19 protein-coding genes and 1 other annotated feature are annotated in these 18,100 nt (G+C 35.0%); of the genes, 13 read left to right on the forward strand and 6 right to left on the reverse strand.

Features of this window, described 5'->3' with window-relative positions:
• The first annotated feature begins 195 nt into the window (after nucleotides 1-195).
• From VIG73_RS02195 to VIG73_RS15685, 5 genes are all read left to right on the forward strand, one after another.
• Nucleotides 196-324 carry a hypothetical protein gene (locus tag VIG73_RS02195; protein ID WP_331638925.1) on the forward strand — a complete coding sequence of 43 codons (129 nt, stop codon included), beginning with the start codon at nucleotides 196-198 and terminating at the stop codon, nucleotides 322-324.
• A 68-nt stretch (nucleotides 325-392) separates the two neighbouring features.
• A complete protein-coding gene (locus VIG73_RS02200; protein WP_331638926.1) occupies nucleotides 393-740 on the forward strand; it encodes a hypothetical protein in 348 nt (115 codons plus the stop codon).
• A gap of 1,199 nt (nucleotides 741-1,939) precedes the next feature.
• Complete coding sequence (locus VIG73_RS02205) at nucleotides 1,940-3,205, forward strand: tetratricopeptide repeat protein (protein ID WP_331638927.1); 1,266 nt, start codon at nucleotides 1,940-1,942, stop codon at nucleotides 3,203-3,205.
• Between the two features lie 212 nt (nucleotides 3,206-3,417).
• Nucleotides 3,418-3,618, forward strand: a complete 201-nt coding sequence (locus tag VIG73_RS02210) for a hypothetical protein (protein WP_331638928.1) — start codon at nucleotides 3,418-3,420, stop codon at nucleotides 3,616-3,618.
• Nucleotides 3,619-3,823: 205 nt separating this feature from the next.
• Complete coding sequence (locus VIG73_RS15685) at nucleotides 3,824-3,982, forward strand: nuclease-related domain-containing protein (RefSeq protein WP_414648357.1); 159 nt, start codon at nucleotides 3,824-3,826, stop codon at nucleotides 3,980-3,982.
• A 542-nt stretch (nucleotides 3,983-4,524) separates the two neighbouring features.
• Here VIG73_RS15685 and VIG73_RS02215 read toward each other — a convergent pair.
• Nucleotides 4,525-4,818, reverse strand: coding sequence for a hypothetical protein (locus tag VIG73_RS02215; protein ID WP_331638929.1), 294 nt, complete (start codon nucleotides 4,816-4,818; stop codon nucleotides 4,525-4,527).
• A gap of 1 nt (nucleotide 4,819) precedes the next feature.
• Complete coding sequence (locus tag VIG73_RS02220; RefSeq protein ID WP_331638930.1) at nucleotides 4,820-5,023, reverse strand: helix-turn-helix transcriptional regulator; 204 nt, start codon at nucleotides 5,021-5,023, stop codon at nucleotides 4,820-4,822.
• Between the two features lie 309 nt (nucleotides 5,024-5,332).
• Between VIG73_RS02220 and VIG73_RS02225 the strand changes: the two genes are divergently transcribed.
• The 3 genes from VIG73_RS02225 to bamE all read left to right on the forward strand — a co-directional run bounded on the left by VIG73_RS02225 (nucleotide 5,333) and on the right by bamE (nucleotide 8,032).
• Nucleotides 5,333-6,295 (forward strand): Rpn family recombination-promoting nuclease/putative transposase, encoded by a 963-nt coding sequence (locus VIG73_RS02225; protein WP_331638931.1) that lies wholly within the window; start codon nucleotides 5,333-5,335, stop codon nucleotides 6,293-6,295.
• A 118-nt stretch (nucleotides 6,296-6,413) separates the two neighbouring features.
• On the forward strand, nucleotides 6,414-6,890 hold the full coding sequence (locus VIG73_RS02230; protein ID WP_331638932.1) for a hypothetical protein: 477 nt from the start codon (nucleotides 6,414-6,416) through the stop codon (nucleotides 6,888-6,890).
• 617 nt (nucleotides 6,891-7,507) lie between these two features.
• Complete coding sequence (gene bamE, locus VIG73_RS02235) at nucleotides 7,508-8,032, forward strand: outer membrane protein assembly factor BamE domain-containing protein (protein ID WP_331638933.1); 525 nt, start codon at nucleotides 7,508-7,510, stop codon at nucleotides 8,030-8,032.
• Nucleotides 8,033-8,141: 109 nt separating this feature from the next.
• Here bamE and brnQ read toward each other — a convergent pair whose 3' ends face one another.
• A complete protein-coding gene (gene brnQ / locus VIG73_RS02240; protein ID WP_331638934.1) occupies nucleotides 8,142-9,467 on the reverse strand; it encodes a branched-chain amino acid transport system II carrier protein in 1,326 nt (441 codons plus the stop codon).
• Between the two features lie 232 nt (nucleotides 9,468-9,699).
• Nucleotides 9,700-9,951, reverse strand: a binding site (T-box leader).
• A 395-nt stretch (nucleotides 9,952-10,346) separates the two neighbouring features.
• Between brnQ and VIG73_RS02245 the strand changes: the two genes are divergently transcribed.
• Entirely contained in the window at nucleotides 10,347-10,787 is a 441-nt protein-coding gene (locus tag VIG73_RS02245; protein WP_331638935.1) for a hypothetical protein, read from the forward strand.
• 873 nt (nucleotides 10,788-11,660) lie between these two features.
• On the opposite strand, the gene VIG73_RS02250 is transcribed toward VIG73_RS02245, so the two are convergent.
• Nucleotides 11,661-12,767, reverse strand: a complete 1,107-nt coding sequence (locus VIG73_RS02250) for a hypothetical protein (protein WP_331638936.1) — start codon at nucleotides 12,765-12,767, stop codon at nucleotides 11,661-11,663.
• A 923-nt stretch (nucleotides 12,768-13,690) separates the two neighbouring features.
• On the opposite strand from VIG73_RS02250, the gene VIG73_RS02255 reads away from it, so the two are divergent.
• The 3 genes from VIG73_RS02255 to VIG73_RS02265 all read left to right on the forward strand — a co-directional run bounded on the left by VIG73_RS02255 (nucleotide 13,691) and on the right by VIG73_RS02265 (nucleotide 16,190).
• Nucleotides 13,691-14,380, forward strand: coding sequence for an SDR family oxidoreductase (locus VIG73_RS02255; protein WP_331638937.1), 690 nt, complete (start codon nucleotides 13,691-13,693; stop codon nucleotides 14,378-14,380).
• 348 nt (nucleotides 14,381-14,728) lie between these two features.
• Complete coding sequence (locus tag VIG73_RS02260) at nucleotides 14,729-14,881, forward strand: hypothetical protein (RefSeq protein WP_331638942.1); 153 nt, start codon at nucleotides 14,729-14,731, stop codon at nucleotides 14,879-14,881.
• 385 nt (nucleotides 14,882-15,266) lie between these two features.
• Nucleotides 15,267-16,190 (forward strand): fumarylacetoacetate hydrolase family protein, encoded by a 924-nt coding sequence (locus VIG73_RS02265; protein ID WP_331638938.1) that lies wholly within the window; start codon nucleotides 15,267-15,269, stop codon nucleotides 16,188-16,190.
• Between the two features lie 467 nt (nucleotides 16,191-16,657).
• On the opposite strand, the gene VIG73_RS02270 is transcribed toward VIG73_RS02265, so the two are convergent.
• Nucleotides 16,658-16,945: a hypothetical protein gene (locus tag VIG73_RS02270; RefSeq protein WP_331638939.1), complete on the reverse strand. Its 288-nt coding sequence runs from the start codon at nucleotides 16,943-16,945 to the stop codon at nucleotides 16,658-16,660.
• 28 nt (nucleotides 16,946-16,973) lie between these two features.
• The gene (locus tag VIG73_RS02275; RefSeq protein WP_331638940.1) at nucleotides 16,974-17,291 is read right to left on the reverse strand and encodes a hypothetical protein; all 318 of its coding nucleotides are present in this window, start codon (nucleotides 17,289-17,291) and stop codon (nucleotides 16,974-16,976) included.
• A gap of 284 nt (nucleotides 17,292-17,575) precedes the next feature.
• Here VIG73_RS02275 and VIG73_RS02280 point away from each other — a divergent pair.
• Nucleotides 17,576-18,100, forward strand: a 525-nt coding sequence (locus tag VIG73_RS02280; protein WP_331638941.1) for a GntR family transcriptional regulator, incomplete at its 3' end; no start/stop codon positions are given.

Raw genomic sequence — 18,100 nt, forward strand, 5'->3', positions numbered from 1 at the left:
AATGTTGAAAGAGGGTTTATCTATTGAAATAATTGCCAAGGTCACACACTTGGATGAGAAGGAAATTGAAGAATTGCGGCAAAAGATGTGATGGAGGGGACAGGCGAAAACCTGTCCCTTCAGTTAAACTCCGACTGAAACGACGGCTTTTTTGAAACCTATTTAAAACTAAACGATGAAGAGGAGGAAAAGTTGATGGAAGAAGTGAAGAAAATGGATGACGCGGAGAAAATATTGGAGTTACCGATTTCGTATGAGGAGAGAGGGATTAAGAAAAGCATAGAAAAAGGAGTAGAAAGAGGAAAAAAAGGAAGTCGGATTTGAGATGATTGCTCGATATGGGAAAGTTGACTTATCCTGTTTGTTATATAGTTTTTCTAAGGAATGATGACATGAATAAAAATAAGAAGGTATGGTTGTTGATTCTAGTCGGCTTGCTGATTGTTAGTCTCATATTTAACTACAAGTTTTTTAAATCTCATCTGGAAAAAAACAGTCATTACTCTATTTACATGCAGGATTTCTTTTACGTGATTAGGGACACCATTTCACAACTTGAAGTGATCATTGAAGGTAAAAACTCATCAGATTTGCAACGGGAAATTTCTACGCTAACAGCAAATATGAGTCAACTTGATTATATGATTAGTAGGGTCCCTTATTATTTTGATGGTATGGATGGACTCCCAAACTATATTGGAGGTGCAATAATAGTTATTAATCATGGAACTCATTTTTAAGGGAAAAATGTACCACCATTTATTGAAGACCACAATCTAAATCAACAGGAAATTGCTTATCTGAAATTACTTATAAACAATTTAAAGCCTATTTTGAGCAGTTAGTCTCGGCAGATACGCGTCAGCTTTCAGAAGACATAACGAAACATAAATTTAAAAAAATCATCAGCGAACATATCTTTGTCAAAGGAAGATGAATTATTGAATGAATATGTAAAGCATGGTGATTAGAATTGACTACCATATGATTATGATAGACCACTTGACATTGAAATATTGATTGGCGAATATTTCGAGGCCAGTTCTGATTTATTACCGCTCGAATTTAGACAGTCACCGCTCGATTTCACTCCATCATTGCCCGATTTTGCCGTGTCACCGCTCGATTTCATTCCATCATTGCCCGATTTTGCTACACCACCGCTCAATTCACCCTACCAGGCCTAATTTCAGATTTCATAGATATATAGCAGAGAGGTGTTATACATCAATATTTTACTAAAAATCTCCCCCAGACAGGGATCTAACTGTCTGGGAGAGTTTTTTATGGCAGACTATCTAACGCTAGAGCAACCGCGTCGATTGATGAATAAGTCAAAAGAAGAGACCAGTACCTGCAGCTGGTACTAGTCTTAATGAACAAAAAATTTAAAGGATGGAGTTAAAACTTTTTAATACTTATGGCTATTAACAACAAAATTATTTCAATTAACCCTATGACCCAGAAATTTCAGTACTAACACAGTTTTTACTGTAATCAGCACAATCTTAGGATGATTCGCTTTAATGGTTGGTGTCGTTTGAGCTTATCATACTAAGAACTTTCGGTTTTCACCCCCTTTAAAGATGTTTCTATGTTGAATAATTGAGTAGACCCAAGAGGATTATCTTATCACAGGCCAGATAGGGTCGTTTACTGGCCAAATAGGATCTGCAAGGAAAACGGTTAATACCGCGGCTGATACGACAAGGAATGTAACTAATTTCTTATTCATTGATATCCCTCCCTTTTATACATACTTAACATTATGAAAAAGGTTGGTGAATTTGTTTTGTCATGTTGAATAATTTAACTATATCATATACAGTCTTTCGATATTTGTCAATATAATTTTGTTAGTATTTATTTTTAATATTCATTTGTTCAATAATGTTAATAAATGATATGATGATGTTATGAAATTATGGGAGGAATCTGAATGAATCATATTGCACAGAGAATTAGAGAAATGAGAATTGAAAAAGGACTCACACAGGCCGAGCTTGCAGAAGGTATCATTACGAGAAGTTACTTAAGTCAAATAGAGCGCGGTGCCTTCGAGCCTTCTTATGATGTCATTGAAAAACTAGCGAAAAAGCTCGAGTGCAATATAGAAGACTTATTAAATCAAAAGCCTAAAAATAAAAACTTACTCTTACTGCAAATACAAAGAGAGATTAAATTAGCGGAAAAAAATATTCTGGAATCCAATATAGATAAAGCGAAGAAAACGATTGAAAATACAACGTTTAATTTGTTAGAAGAAGATACGACTGATGAAGAAAAAGGGATATTGTATTGGATTAAGGGTAAGATTAATGAATCAGATGGAAATCTATCGGCAGCAATTACTTATTATCATAAAAGTGCCGATGTTTTGGGAGAATGTAATCAAGAAAAAAAGGTTAGAACTTTAGCTGATTTAGGTTATGCGTATTCCCAAAGTAATCAAAATTATAAAGCCTTAGATGTGCTCAGTAAAGCAAATAAATTGGCTATTTATGAACAAATAAGTGGTCAGATACGCATTTTTCTATTATTAAATCTAGGCGTTGTTCACGGTAAATTAAATGAGTTATATTCGGCTATTAACTTCTTAGAGGAAGCATTAGATTTAAACGATTCCTTAGAGATGTATTATAAATCTGGTGAAATAAATATGGCTTTAGGGATTTGCTATATGCAGCTGAATAAAACAGGCGAAGCTCATCAATACTACTCAAAAGCCATTGATTTTTTTGTGCTAATAAACGATTTAGAAAACCAGGCAGGGACATTAAATAATTTAGGTATTCTATTGAGGCAAACGAGAAATTTACAAGAATCAGTTGAAAAATTAAATAAATCAATCGAACTTTTTAAAGAGCTTGGACATTCAAGTAAGAAAATGAATGTAGAGCTGGAATTAGCAGAAACTTTCTTACAGCTTGGGGAATTCAAGGAAATGGAAATAATTTGTCGTAATATTGTTGAGCAGTCTAAAGAAAAAGAATACATAGCTAAAGCCTATGAGCTGTTAGGTGACATGGAAAAAGAAAGAAAAAATTATTCGTTGGCCATTGATTGTTTTAATCAATCAGCGACATGCTTAAACGATTCGAATTCTAATATGATCAGAAGGTTAAACTTTAAACAGGCTGAAATTTACCATGTTTTAGGTGATTATGAGAAAGCATCGTTTATATTTTTTAGTTATATGGCATAACCGAGCATCAGGAACCGTCAAACTATCAATTTAGTCTCTCAGTTACACAACATGTGCTGAACAAATATTGTACATATACCCTTAAAATTAAAATTACCAAAATACCAGCAATAAAACAAAATGAATTCTTATAAAGAGCTAAAATAGGGTTATATATAATAATATTTGAATGTGAGACACTACCACACCATTTTATTGAAGGGGACTTAGATATGGCAAAAAAGTATGAACTGGATCTAATCAGATGTCCAATTTGTCAATCGTTTTTTAAACAGCGTGATATAGTTGCCATTGACATACTAAATACTATGTCGCATGCGAAATGCCTCTATGAAAACCCAGTACAAATCAAGCTAGATATTAAGGAAGTAGGAAAATACCAAGAGATTGTTAATAAGTATGGCATGAATTGATTAATGAGTTTTAGATTTAGAGACTTCTTCTCAAAGACTGAAAGACAAAAGCAACTCAATTATTTTTTTCAAAACACATTCATTATTTATTAATAACTGAGCACCGAATCTTTATTATGTGGTGTTCAGTTTTTTTATGATTATTATGTAGCTAAGAATTTATTACGGTTTTACGGGCTATTTCTCTCACAGATGAAGTTGTTTTATAGAAGAAGGGTATGCGTCGAACTACAGTGGATGGATTTTTGGAAATGAAACAAATAGGAATTGGATGAAAATACTTAAAGGTGGTAGAAAATATCCTTTTTTTAACCCGGTATGGCAGAATAATAAACATATTAAATGCGTTAAGAGCTTTGTATGACAAATAGCAAGTCCAATCATACAAATTATATATTGTATTTAGTAAACGTTGTTTGTTAAAGAATATAAATATCACTTCTTCAAATGTTACCGTTATAAAAAGGAATGAACTCATTCAGATTATTAATAGGCATTTAAAGACGTTAGCGGATATTTTGGCTGCTGAAGAAGTGGAACAATTATATAAAAATTTGAAAAAGTATACACTGGTAGACGACGCAATTAAGAAAGAACATATAAAGAGTATAAGAGGGAGAATTTGAGTGTAATTAATCATATTTTGACATATCGGCGGCTACAATAGCTGCGATAAAACTAATTGGATGAACAGCATGCCATCAAATGATGTACCCTGATTTGATGGCATGCTGTTATATTTTTATGCTTTTTTCCTGTTATTCTTCGGTGTTATTGTAAAAAGGGATGTTAGGAGAAGACAGATTAGAATCGGTATTTATTACTTTAATTTAATACAAGGAAGTCATAAAATCACTGATTTCAAGCACAATGGAAACACATAAAGCTAATAATCATAAGAAATACTCATACTACTTTCCTACGAACAATTCCTAGATAAACTGCTGATACGACACTTTGAAATAGAAAAACGATTAGGATAAAAAATGGGAAAAACTTGATGGTCATGACTTTAAATAGGCCAACTAATAAAAAACCACCGGCCACACCGACTGTCAAGTAATTATAAGACATGGATTTGACTCTTAATAATATTAATTGTCCTCTTTCATCTTTCGATTCGCCGGACTTTTCAAATTTAGCTTTATAGGCCTCCGCAACTAAAACGGCAATTACTAACAAAAGATAAAATTTCTCCACCCTACTCCTCCTCTACATACTCAAAAATATCAGTGATTTCCTTATCAAAAGCTTTAGAAACCTTGAAAGCCAACAATAATGAAGGATTGTATTTATAGTTTTCCATTGCCATGATTGTTTGACGGCTAACACCTATCTCATCAGCTAACTTTTGTTGTGTCCATTTTTTCTCTGCTCTACAGACCGCTATTTTGTTTTTAATCATATTGTTAGACCACCCTTGAAATCATTTTGTCTTCTCCGTTACCAATGTATGTTATTCTATACATAATGTATGACAAACCTTTCTAAATGTCAAGTTTACATTTCGTAGAATGCCATAGTCTCAAGTAGGAATTACTCGAACTTAACCAAAATCGCGCAACTCCAATGGAAAAAATTCCACTACTAACTCTAGATATAGAACCTCTTCACGGAAAGGAACGCTTGTTCTGTGAGAGGGGGTGTTGTATACTAAAAATAGAATAAACACCTCAGATATTTCCACTACAAAACCTGCAAAGGATGTGTTAAAATGCAAGCAACACAGCTTCGTGAAAGGAAAATGTCAATCAAGTATTCTCATTACCAGAAAGTTCCGATACCAACACTGATAAAAGAAAGGAGGCAAACGTACACAAGGCACGATCAACTTTTTAAAGAACTCATCCACACATTTTTCCAAGAGTTTTTGGAAGTGTTTTTCCCAAATATACATGAAGCAATCGACTTTCACACCATCACCCCGCTATCGGAAGAAGTACACACAAATTTAATCGAAGGCGATACCCGAAGATTAGACATCGTTGTTCAGGTTAAACTAAAACAAGAAGATGCTTTAATCATCGTCCACATCGAACCACAAAGTACAACACAAACAGATTTTCATGAACGGATGTTTCAATACTTCAGTCTTCTATACAATAAGTACAAAAAACCAATCATTCCAATCGCTGTATTTAGTTATGATGAAAACTGGGAGAAAGATCAATTTACGTTGGGATTATCTGACTTCCAAATTTTGACATTTAACTTTTTAACGTTACACTTACGAAAAAAGAATTGGCGAGACTATATCACGTCAAATAATCCTGCTGCAGCTGCTCTTTTAAGCAAAATGGGATATTCTGAAAAGGAACGCATTCAAGTTAAGAAAGAATTTTTACGGATGATGGCTACGATGGAGCTAAACCCAGCAAAACAACGCTTGATCTACGGCTTTTTTGAAACCTATTTAAAACTAAACGATGAAGAGGAGGAAAAGTTGATGGAAGAAGTGAAGAAAATGGATGACGCGGAGAAAATATTGGAGTTACCGATTTCGTATGAGGAGAGAGGGATTAAGAAAGGCATAGAAAAAGGAATAGAGACAGGAGTAGAGAGAGGAAAAAAGGAAGTTGCATTTGAAATGTTGAAAGAAGGAGCATCCATAGAATTTATTACTAAGGTCACGCACTTGGATGAGAAGGAAATTGAAGAATTGCGGCGAAAAATGTAAGGGAGGGATGGGAAGAGTTCCAGTCCCACAAAAGAAAAACTATAATAGAGTTTATAAATAAAAGAGGTTATATAAAGATGATAATTCATATGAACTCGATTAATACTGAGGAGAGCAAATGCGCAAGAAAATATATTTATTGTTAACGGTTATATCATTCTGTATAGTAATCGGTTGTGAACGTGAAGCAAATTCAAATAAGAGTTACCTTTTATCAGTAGCGGATTACACCATCATTGAAACGTATATTAATCGTCATTTGGCAGATGAAGACGATGAACATGTTTTAAGTGTTCATGAAGTGTTAGATAGTGATAAGGGAGCTGGAGAAATCTACCTATGGATCATGGTGGAAGGTTATATGAAAAATGTTCATCGAATTGAAAAAACATCAGGACTTTCACAACCTGTTTTATTAAAGGTAAGCGATAAAAATGGTCGGCTAGAAATCATTGATCATACTACCCCAAGAGATGGCGATGATTACCCTAAGGATATTAAAAAAATGTTTCCCGACTTTGTCATAGACAAATTTGGTAACATAGAGGAAAACCTAAGGAAGGAGTTAGAAGAAAAGTTTAGAGGCCTTGAGTAAAAGAGAAGCTGGTGGGCTGGTTTTCTATAATAACTATGACATCAGGTAACTCGGATTTGGCTGCTTTTTTGAGGAAGAAGTGTTATTCCGTTAGCGCATTTTTATGATAATATTTAAAGAAGAGAAGGGGTGTAGATATTATGAACGCTTTAAGAGTACAAAAACAATTTGGTTTAAAAGTAACAAGACAACAGAAAACCGCATAATTTGGGATTTGCAGATATCTATACTGATCGTGAGGGACGTATTAAAAGAAAAAAGCACAAGTGCTGTGTAATTCTTTTGAAAATGTTTGTTAATTAATCTCTTGTATTTTTGGCTAAACAGATAATTTGTTCACATGTCTTTTACCAATTTTTATCTGGAAATTATTTGGATTTAGAGTCGGAATTTTCCGATGTATTGATAGAGACGTAAAGTTTTGTAGAAGAGTAAAGAGCATTGCACGGATTAACCTTTGGAAAATCAGGACCTTAGTGTACGGACGGAATCTAATCAACGATTTTTATTTATAGCCGTTTCCAAAACCTCCTTTCAAATCACTGAATATTTTGTCAGAAACTGTCGCTTATGATAAAATAAAAACAACAAATTGGGTGGACGGGAATGATACACAAGTGAAACAGTTGAAGTTTTTATTATTAGGGGCATATGTTTTTTTATACGTAGGATCTGCGATTCTCATTATGTTAGGACATACGGGATTCACTTCTGTTAGTCTCAGTGTTATAATCGTTCCGTTTCTAATTGGGATGGTTACGCTTTTAATTTCAATTAAACATACAAATGCGAAAAAAGTGATGGCTAGCATTGTTCTTATTCCACCTGTAATATGTTTGTTTTTATTAAGTATTAATCAGTATAATTCCATTTTCACAACTAATAAATGGGTGAAAAACAAAGATAAACGGGTCTACCTAGTCGAACATTTACTTGAAAAATATGAGTTGGAAGGCATGGCAAAAGATGATGTCAATGCATTGTTAGGAAAGCCTACACCGACTGAATATTTTAAGGAAGATGATAACTATGTTTATTATCTAGGTCCAGAGAGAGGTTTCATTCGAATTGATAGTGAATGGTTAGTCATATCTTTTAATGAGAAGGATATCGTCAAATGGTACGAGGTTAGAACCGATTAGTGAACGATCGTTAGCTATGAGCATTCATTGTAGACGAGGTATAAATTCTCTTATAAACAATAAAAAGCATGTAGAATAAATCCTACATGCCTTTTTAATCTCTATACATTTAAGAAATCGTTGATGACGCGGCGTTTTTTAATACTTTTCCTTTAGTCAGATCAATGACATATCCGACTGTTGCTACAATTAATGTTGGAACCACCCAGCCGAGGCCATTTTCATATAATGGAAAGATGCCTAAGACAGAATCAACGGCTTCGAATCTCACATTGAAAAAATCTAGAACGCTAATGACTGCAAAAATAGTTGTCACTGCCATAGAATAGACGTACATTTTTTTGCTTTCACCGATGAAATGTTGCACCAATGATAATAGAATTAACACGATTGCAAATGGATAGACGAAAACTAATAACGGTGTTGCAATAGATAAAATAGTATTTAATCCTAGATTTGTAATGAGAAGTCCGATTAAAACGAACACGACGACATATTGTTTATAAGAAAATGTTGGGAAAATTTCGTTGAAAAAGCTAGCACACGCGTTAATTAGTCCGACACATGTAGTAAGACATGCAAGTAAGACGATTGTACCGAATAGTAAATTTCCACCAACGCTAAATAAGCGGTCGGTTGCTAAGACGAGTATTTCGGCACCGTTTTCTACAGGCTCGTCATATGTTAGAACTCGGCCAATCCAACTAAGCGATAAATAGACGATGGTCAAGCCAACACCTGCTATAATACCTGCATAAGTTGTGCCGCGAATAAGGTCTTTTTTCTTTGTAACTCCACTCGTTTTAAGTCCATTGATAATGACAATTCCAAATGCTAGTGCAGCAATGGCGTCCATCGTATAGTATCCTTCTAAAAATCCACTTAAAAATGGTGCGGATGCAAATTTTTCAGATACAGGTTTTTCAGTATAATTCAATGTTGTAAAAGCCTTAACAAATAGAACAGTCAGCACGAGTAGTAATGCTGGAGTAAGAATTTGTGCTAGGCGATCGATCATTTTTTTAGGGTCTACACTTAGTAGGTAAGTGACCCCAAAGAAGACGACCGTAAATAAAAACAATGTTAATGAGCTTTCAACTTCAAACACTTGGACAAATCCTAATTCGTAAGCAACGCTTGATGCACGAGGAATACCATAAAATGCACCAATTGATAAATAAACGACGATTGTAAATATAAGTCCAAATAATGGATTAACACGTTGCCCGATGGCTAACAGACCATTATTGGATAATGATACAGAAATAACCGCTAGCAATGGAATGAAGACAGCAGTCGATACAAACCCAGCAATGGCAGGTATAAAATTTTCTCCTGATTCCATTCCTAAAAATGGTGGAAAGATTAAATTTCCAGCTCCAAAAAATAGTGAAAATAACATAAAGCCTAATAATAGTATGTTTTTCTTGTTCATCGTGATTCCCCCAGTTCGATTGTCGCAAATGTTTTTTCTACTTCTACTAAATCCGTTTGTGTGTACACTAGTTATTAACGAATGACATTCATTCAAGATGAAAAAGTCTATTCTTAGATGATGGTTGAATTTCAGCCTACTCGCGTGTTTTATCAAGTTTCTTTAGTAGAGAAGATGTGTGATTGCGATTCAGATTTCGGGGCCCCATAAAAATAAAAAAACTCGCCCCTAAAAAAGGGACGAGTTTGAACTCGCGTTACCACCCATATTCCTAATGTTTCAACAAAGAAACAATTCGGCTCTTAGTCACGTACCATCATACGCGTTCCTTGATAACGGAGGACACCCGTCAAAGCTTACATAACTTCAGCTTTGCATCTCAGAGATGATTTTCAGAAAAGCACTGCACATCAGCTTTCACCAAAACGCTGACTCTCTGTGGAACAGAAATCATTTTCTTACTCGTTCTCGTCATCGATTTTTAACTTTGAAATAAATTTAACATAAACATTATTTTCTGTCAACAAATATTTTTTGGATATAACTGTCATTTATCAAAATGATGATAGCGGAAAGACTATTTTTTTTAGAAAAAAAGTCGCTAGGAGGCAGGTCAGTGCTATACTATTAGAAAAAAATTATGCCATGAGAGCATATGCATATACTTTAGTTATTGACATATAAAAATTGAACACTGAGTGACTTCCTTAAAATAAATTTTTCCTCCTACTTGTTCACCATCCTCAATCTAAACATTATTTTTTTCGTCAAAATGATATTCCTGAAATAAAATCCGGGTTGGTATATTATGGGCTATAAAGGATTTAGCTTTAAGTGAGATCACTGGTAAATGAAATTTTAATGATGGGGGACTGTGTTATGAAAACAGAAAAAATATCGCTTATGGATGCTTACATGATTGAAACATTACGTCGTCAAGGTGTTTCAGATGAAGAAATGATTTTAAAAATTCAATTAGGTGATGTTAGTAGCTGGAAAAATCTACATGATAAATTTGATTTTAATGAATTGATTAAGCTCGCAGAAAGGGGAAAAGATGGATTAGAAGAAATCATTTCAGAAGGTTATCAAATAAGCTTTATTACTTATCCTGGACTGCAACAAATAATAAAACTTAAATTTAATAAAACAAAGGATCGCGATTATCAGCTTACAGACAAGGGAATTAAAAACTTACAACTGAATGAACGAGAATTAGCTCAGCTGAAACAACTCTTGTCTATGAATTGGGTTGTGGCTGATGAACATAGAGAAAGTAATCATGACTATCTCGTTACAATCAAGCATGTTATGGCCTGAGGCACAAAATATGATTCGGCATATTTTAGGCTGGGAGACGGCATGATGGTGGAAGCTCGATTTTGGGGTAAGAACGCTCGATTCCGTGCCTTCTCCGCTCGATTTTGGGGTGGCACCGCTCGATTCCGTGCCTTCTCCGCTCGATTTAGGGGTGGCATCGCTCGATTCCGTGCCCTCTCCGCTCGATTTAGCGCCGCCCCCGTTCGTTATTGCCTATAACATTGATAAAAGATAAAACCAGATACCAACAGGAGATTTTTTAACAAAACCCAAAACTTTAAAACAATGCCCTTGTTTTTTTAGGTCTACGTTAAAGCAAGCACTTGCATACCACCCAAAGCTATTATACAACAATGTTAGCTATGAATGATTAAGGGAGAGATTTAGTATGAAACTAAACGAATATTTTGGAAAGAGAGCACGTCAGATTATGTTGCTCACCCGCAGAAAGTAGTTGATTATCTTTCTACCATTTTTACGCCCACACCTTGAACGATAATAGGTATGGGAACGCGCGATTTTACCTCTCGATATAAAGTTTGGCGACTGGCGGTTTAATTTGTAGTGACATAGGGGTTGTTATTCAAATCTACATGATATTAGGCGCTGTTGGATTTATGCCTTTTATGGAAATGATTTGATTTTGCACTCTTATGTAGAAAAAACAGCTTTTTAGAAACGCAGTGAAAGTGAAGAAGAGCTTTTTTAATATTAATGGGGTGTCAATGCAACCTAATTTGAGGAAGGAATTCGATATATTAAAAGAACAAGGAAAGAAATCGATCAGGTGTATTTTCTCTCCTTGTTCATTTATGGGGGAGACTATGTTGTGGAGCTTGAGCGGCATGCTCACTTTACGGACAAAATGAATAATTAACGACGGATGATTTTGATTGTTATTTTATTCTCAGTCTTTCCTTCTTTTTTATTTTTTACTTTCGTTTCATAGGCATAGGCGATTGTGTTTCCATCAGAACTGATAGCAACTCTTTTTAGCTTTTCTTCTTCTCCGAGTTTTATATTATAAAAAGCAGTTGTTTCTTCAGTTTCAGGATCATAGAGGTTCAATTCGTTCTCGTTTTGGATGACAACTTTATTACCTGTAATAGGATGGATATTTGTGCCAAAGCCAATTTCTTTTGATTCAAAAGTATCTCGATCAGTCATAAAATAAGTATATAAGCCAATGATGTCTTCGTCGTTTTCTTTCGTTTCTTCAGTGATTGCATACTGGCTATCAACTGTTGTTTCTATTGAATAATTGCCATTCCCCATTGAAATCTCATTTAGTTCTCCCGTTTCAGTGTGATAATGTAATATTCCTTCTTCGGAGCTAATGTACAATGATTTAGCATCACGGGACAAGGTAAGGCTTGGATGATAGGGTTCTTCGATTTCGTCAATAAGATTATTAATATCATCCGTCAATTTATACATTTCCAATTCGTCTTTTTTATAATCCCACAAATAAAAATTTAAATTTTCACGATCAGTACCATCTACAGCAATTACACCTGTTTCTTCACTAACATATCCAGGTAATACGTGAAAAATGTCTTTTCCTTCAACCGTTTTTTGAAATTCTTCTGTTTCTCCAGTTCGTGGGTCATAAATTAATAATGAACGGTGATTTTCTTCCTTTTCATAATCACTCATGCTTACAAACATATTTCCACTATGTTGTAATGTAGAAAAGTGGGCAAAAGTGTCAAAGTCAAGCTCCTCTTTTTCTCCATCAACCCAAATCATCATTCGAGCGATATTACTAAGAGATGCATCTGCTTCACCCCAGTTTAAAACGCTTCCATCATCACTTAAATAAAAGGTATATATATCTAAATATCCATTTACTTCAATTGAATCAATTTCTTTAAACTTCCCAGTACTTTTTTTACCTGAAACGCTATCATTATTTCCACAACCCAGTAAACCTAACAACAATACGATAGACAACCCTAACAAAAAGATATTTCGTTTCATGTTCATATTTTCCTCCTTTAACTTTTTCGAAAATGTGGGCCCAATCTTTCCTACGTTTTAAAGTATAAAAAGGTTTCATATTTTCGGTATATTTTATTTAATTAGAAATCAGTCGTGTTTTATTTGCTTTGTAGGGGGCATGGAATGGGGGTAACGATATCAGTTGCATTTTGGTTTATGGGGGTGAGCAATATTGGGTTGCTCTAGTTTTTGAACTCAGGGCGGATCCATTATCTTTAAAATATCATGCGGTTTCGAGGAATATCGCCTCTACAGAATTTAATGAAGACTTAGGAGAATATTTAAAGGGAGTCGTCCATGATGAAAATGCTCAACTTCTAGGGGGAGTAGCGGGATTTGCAGGTGTTTTTCACCCTTGTTTCATTCTGTTATATGGTGGTAGCTCATGGTACACTGAACGGTAAGGAAGTTCTAAACGAATATCTTGTAAAATTATCTATGAAAAATCATACAGAACACCTGAACGAGCCACGGGGTTTGGGATGGGATTATTTCTTAAGTGATAATCGGAAAAATGAGTTGATTGGGCATCTAGGATTTACTGGAACGAGTATTTGACTAGCTCCTGCTTATGATCAATATGGCATCTTTTTAACGAATCGAGTTCACCCATCTCGAGAAACTATCTATATTAGGGAGATTAGAAGGTTCATATTAAATCATGTTTTTTGATTTGGCACTTCAATTCTAGACGGGTGTGGGATCTATTTTGTCGATTGTTCATTCATGTTTTTTGATCAGAAGACGAGAAGTAACTTGCCGCCATACACTTGACTTATTTGGTTTAGAGGCTCTATGATATGAATAAATTTCAATGCATAAAATGCCTTACCAATTTGCGGGGCATTTTTCAGAGAATCTAAGATACCCATGTATTTTACTAGATGACAGGATGTGTACATATGAAGAAAACAATTGTAATTACGGGTGCTGGTAGTGGCTTAGGAAAATCCTTTGCCCAAAAATATGCTGCACTTGGTTGTCATATATGTTTAATTGGAAGAAATGTGAAGAAATTAGAAGCTGTTGCAAAAACATTACGATCAACGTATTCCCTTCATGCTGTTGATGTTTCTGTGAAAGAAGAAGTGAGTGCAGTTTTTCAGGAAATCAAACAAAATGTTGGGAATATCGACGTTTTAATAAATAATGCCGGTGTAGGCGTATTCGACCTGGCAGAAAAAATCGATGAAATTTCTGTCCATCAAATGATTGATGTTAATTTAAAAGGGACGATTTTCACAACGCAGGAAGTGCTCCCTGATATGAAGCACAGAAGCTCTGGAATCATTGCTAATATTGTTTCAACGGCTGGTATAGAAGGAAAAGTCAATGAGTCTGTCTATTGTGCAAGTAAATTCGGTGTGCGAGGTTTTACCGAAAGTTTACATGAAGAGGTAGATGGGACAGGTGTCAAAGTATACGCAGCATACATGGGTGGCATGAAAACGAATTTTTGGGACGACGTTTTTGAAGAAGAAGAAATGACTCATTTAATGGATCCAGATGATGTTGCAGATATCATCATGGACAATTTAAAACCACGTCAGGGACTAGAAGTATCTGAAATTGTGATTAGAAATAAACGCTAATGAGATAAAGATAGGGTCTTTCATGCGAAGAAAAAGGCAGTTGAGTTCTGAGTCAGCTTGAGTCAGGCGTGATTGCTTTTTTTTATTGTGTATAGTAAAGGCAGAATCGCGCGGTGACGAGCCGAAATCGCGCAATCCCCGGTCAAAATCAAACTCCTAATCTCGTTTGTTAATTGTTTAGTTGCTGTACTTCATCCAAGTAATGGCAGAAATGTGATACGATTAAATCAATAGAGTCGTTCATCATTATTTGTTCAGAGTTATTCATTAGTTATTTTTTGGGGCATCACGTTGATGTTAAAATGTCACATTTGTTAAGCTAAACAATTTATATAAGGAGTGATGATGTTGCAGTTTCTCAATTATTATCGTAATCCCTATCCGATTGGGAGAAATTCAGTGTTTGCTAGAAATGGCATGGTGGCGACATCACAGCCATTGGCAGCAGATGCGGGGTTAACGATTTTAAAGCAAGGGGGCAATGCGATTGCTGCATTGTGAATAACCTATTAGTTAACATGGGGAGAATGGTATGTCTCCCTAGCTCCTCTATATTTCAAAAGCCAGAGCCCTTAAAATAGTTATTATTTCCTTGATTGACCTACCTTCTTCTAATAATTCGCGAATAATTTCTCTTCTGACTCTAGTGGCTTTATCATCTTTATTCAACTTCTTTACCTCCTCAGTGGTTAATATACACACGTTGTTTTTTATTTGCCACGGGGTGGGGGAATGATATAGATTGTGGGCATGACATAACATTAAAAAAACTATGATATAATAAAATTTACTGATGGAATATTTTAATATTTATAAGAACAGTGATATTAACAGCGATGATTCATATAGGCGATTAAGTTTTTCAAAGGTAAACGGGGAGGATTCTATGAAACTAGTTACATTTACAAAAGATGGGGAAACATCAATTGGCGTGTATCATGATGGGAAAATCATTGACTTACATACTTCATTCGTTCAAAAACTCATTGCATCTGACGAGCGTAGAGCTCAAGAAATTGCCAATACTTATATACCGAGAAATATGGTCGGTTTTCTAGAAGGTGGTAAGAAGAGTTTCGAATATGGAGAAGAGGCGATTCAGTTTGCCATACAAACGGGTGACCCATTACTCATTTTTGACAGGAATGATGTCCGGTTAGAAGCACCTATACAGCGACCGCAAAAAATGATTTGTGTGGGCCAGAATTACCGTGAACATATTTTAGAAATGGGGAGAGAATTACCAGAGTATCCAGTACTTTTCGCGAAGTTTCCTAATGCCATCATTGGACCAGAAGATAACATTCCATTTCATCCTATTTCAGAACAATTAGATTATGAGGCTGAGTTTGCCTTTGTTATTGGAAAAAGGGCAAAAAATGTGAGTGAAGAGGATGCACTCGATTATGTCGCTGGGTATACGATAGGAAATGATGTGACATATCGCGATATTCAGCGCCGTACGCTTCAGTGGTTGCAAGGGAAATCTGTTGATGGGAGCGCGCCGTTGGGCCCGTGGTTAGTGACTTCAGATGAAATAGCGGATCCATCTGGTTTGGATATTTCATTATCTGTTAATGGTGAGCTACGCCAAAAATCGAATACAGAAAACCTCGTATTTACGATTCCGAAATTAGTGGCGTTTATTTCTAAGTTGATGACACTGGAGCCGGGAGATATCATTATGACGGGAACCCCAGCCGGTGTCGGATTTGCGATGGAACCACAGGGATTTTTGAAAGATGGCGATGTTGTACGGATTGAAATTGAGAACATCGGTGTGTTGGAAAATAAGGTGGAAAAAGTGTAGAGGTAGTGTGTAGCAAGAAATATAGGGTTCGTTTTACTCGTTGCAAGAGTGGAAAATTTGTCTTGTTCGTGTCTGGTGGCTCGTTCTACCCGTTCGGTTTATGCGATTTTGCTGAGATCGCATCTGGTGGAGTGTTCTACCCGTTGTGGTTTATGCAATTTTTCTGAGATTGCATTTGGTAGACCTCTTTACCCGATGCGGTTTATATTATTATTCTGATAGTCCGCTCTACTCGGCATCAATAGAGGGAATTCACGAATCTAGTTATGAGCATAGATACCAAACTATTAAAATTGAATAATAGATAGTATAACGCTAAATGATCATTACAATTTTCAGAGAAGGCTATCATGCAATGTAAAAACCGACCACACGATAATCTATCAATTCGCCTTTCCCCAATAAAACCTCTGCCAGAGCGCTCAATTTGGAGCTGAAGAGGAAGAAGACCAAAATAAGTATATCCACTATTGCCTATATTTTTCAATATGTTTGACAACAATTTGTTGGTTTTCCCCTCCGGAATCATAATTTGAGAAGCCGTATTTTGAATAAATATATCCATTGTATTCTACATCCAAATCATGGAGAATGCGATGAATATAGACGATGGCAATGGAATCTTTATCGTTTATACTTATTTCACCTAGCAAAACGACTCGCTCTAAATCTATTTTCATAGACGCAGGGTAAGTATCCTCATTACTTAATGTTAGGTTGATACCATCTGTCAGCTCCTCTACGACAGATTGCATATAATCCCAATCAATCCTTTTATACTTATCAAAAGTTTGTAATTCCGTTTAGAACGTCATGATAATACGCTATGAATTCGGACAACTCTTCGTTATCATTCTTTCGTGGATCATCTTTATCATCTCGGTGTATATCAGCATCCTGCTCCTCACTGTTTACTTCCTCTTCGTTTTCGTTGTTATCAACTTCCGAACTAGTTTCTCTATTGGAATCTCTGTTTTTCTCATCATCTATTGTTACGGTCTCTTTATTAAACATATTGTCCTTTTGACTAATGAAAAATATCGAAGTAGCTAAAAGAAGTGTTATGGCAATTAAAAGTGTCATAATGCTCTTTTTACGCAAAAATGGCACACCTCCCCGATAAAATAAGTTAAATTTAGTATACAACATTTTATTAATAGAATAAAAAATTTCGAATTTACTGACCCCCTAGAAGTAACGTACTTTATCTAAGATTTAGGATTTCAAAAAAATAGGTGAACGCAAAATTATTAGTAAATTAGCCATCTTTTATAAAAAAACATTATAAATAATATTGACATTCTAATTTTTATGTATTAGTATATGAAGAAATATTTATTGCAAATTATTAATTGTTAACAATTAACTAAAAAGAGTGATGTTTAATGAGTAGGAGAATCAAACACTTAACTTTAACAGAAAGTGTAGTATCAATTATTAAAGAAAAAATTTTGAATGGAGAATATTTGCCAGGCGAGAGAATTATTGAATCAGATTTAGCAGAAGAATTGGAGATTAGCAGGGGGCCAATAAGAGAAGCTTTAAGGCAAGTAGAGTTTGAAGGATTTATTGAATGTCAATCTAATAGGGGATGTAGTGTAAAAAGTATAAGTTTTATAGAAGTAAAAGATACATATATTGTTCGCAAAACTCTGGAAAAACTATCAATCAAACTATGTCAGGGGCAATTTAAAGAGCAAACGATTGAGAAAATGGAACAACTCGTAAAGGAAATGGATAAGGCTTCGCGAGAAAAAGATCTTAAGCGACTCATTGATTTGGATGAAGAATTTCATTCCCTAATTATTTTAGAATCGGGGAATGGGAAACTTTATGAAGTTTGGTCTACATTAAAGGCTGTTAATATGATGATTTTTGTATCGACTTATAGCCTAGATCTATTTAATTCC

The organism is Cerasibacillus sp. (assembly GCF_036516575.1).
Taxonomy (GTDB): domain Bacteria; phylum Bacillota; class Bacilli; order Bacillales; family Amphibacillaceae; genus Cerasibacillus.

Excerpts from the sequence above, each read along its gene's own strand:
- VIG73_RS02195 (WP_331638925.1), top strand. The coding sequence starts at position 196 with ATGGAAGAAGTGAAGAAAATGGATGACGCGGAGAAAATATTGGAGTTA.
- VIG73_RS02200 (WP_331638926.1), top strand. The coding sequence starts at position 393 with ATGAATAAAAATAAGAAGGTATGGTTGTTGATTCTAGTCGGCTTGCTG.
- VIG73_RS02205 (WP_331638927.1), top strand. The coding sequence starts at position 1,940 with ATGAATCATATTGCACAGAGAATTAGAGAAATGAGAATTGAAAAAGGA.
- VIG73_RS02210 (WP_331638928.1), top strand. The coding sequence starts at position 3,418 with ATGGCAAAAAAGTATGAACTGGATCTAATCAGATGTCCAATTTGTCAA.
- VIG73_RS02220 (WP_331638930.1), bottom strand. The coding sequence starts at position 5,023 with ATGATTAAAAACAAAATAGCGGTCTGTAGAGCAGAGAAAAAATGGACA.
- VIG73_RS02225 (WP_331638931.1), top strand. The coding sequence starts at position 5,333 with ATGCAAGCAACACAGCTTCGTGAAAGGAAAATGTCAATCAAGTATTCT.
- VIG73_RS02230 (WP_331638932.1), top strand. The coding sequence starts at position 6,414 with ATGCGCAAGAAAATATATTTATTGTTAACGGTTATATCATTCTGTATA.
- brnQ (WP_331638934.1), bottom strand. The coding sequence starts at position 9,467 with ATGAACAAGAAAAACATACTATTATTAGGCTTTATGTTATTTTCACTA.
- VIG73_RS02245 (WP_331638935.1), top strand. The coding sequence starts at position 10,347 with ATGAAAACAGAAAAAATATCGCTTATGGATGCTTACATGATTGAAACA.
- VIG73_RS02250 (WP_331638936.1), bottom strand. The coding sequence starts at position 12,767 with ATGAAACGAAATATCTTTTTGTTAGGGTTGTCTATCGTATTGTTGTTA.
- VIG73_RS02255 (WP_331638937.1), top strand. The coding sequence starts at position 13,691 with ATGAAGAAAACAATTGTAATTACGGGTGCTGGTAGTGGCTTAGGAAAA.
- VIG73_RS02265 (WP_331638938.1), top strand. The coding sequence starts at position 15,267 with ATGAAACTAGTTACATTTACAAAAGATGGGGAAACATCAATTGGCGTG.
- VIG73_RS02270 (WP_331638939.1), bottom strand. The coding sequence starts at position 16,945 with ATGCAATCTGTCGTAGAGGAGCTGACAGATGGTATCAACCTAACATTA.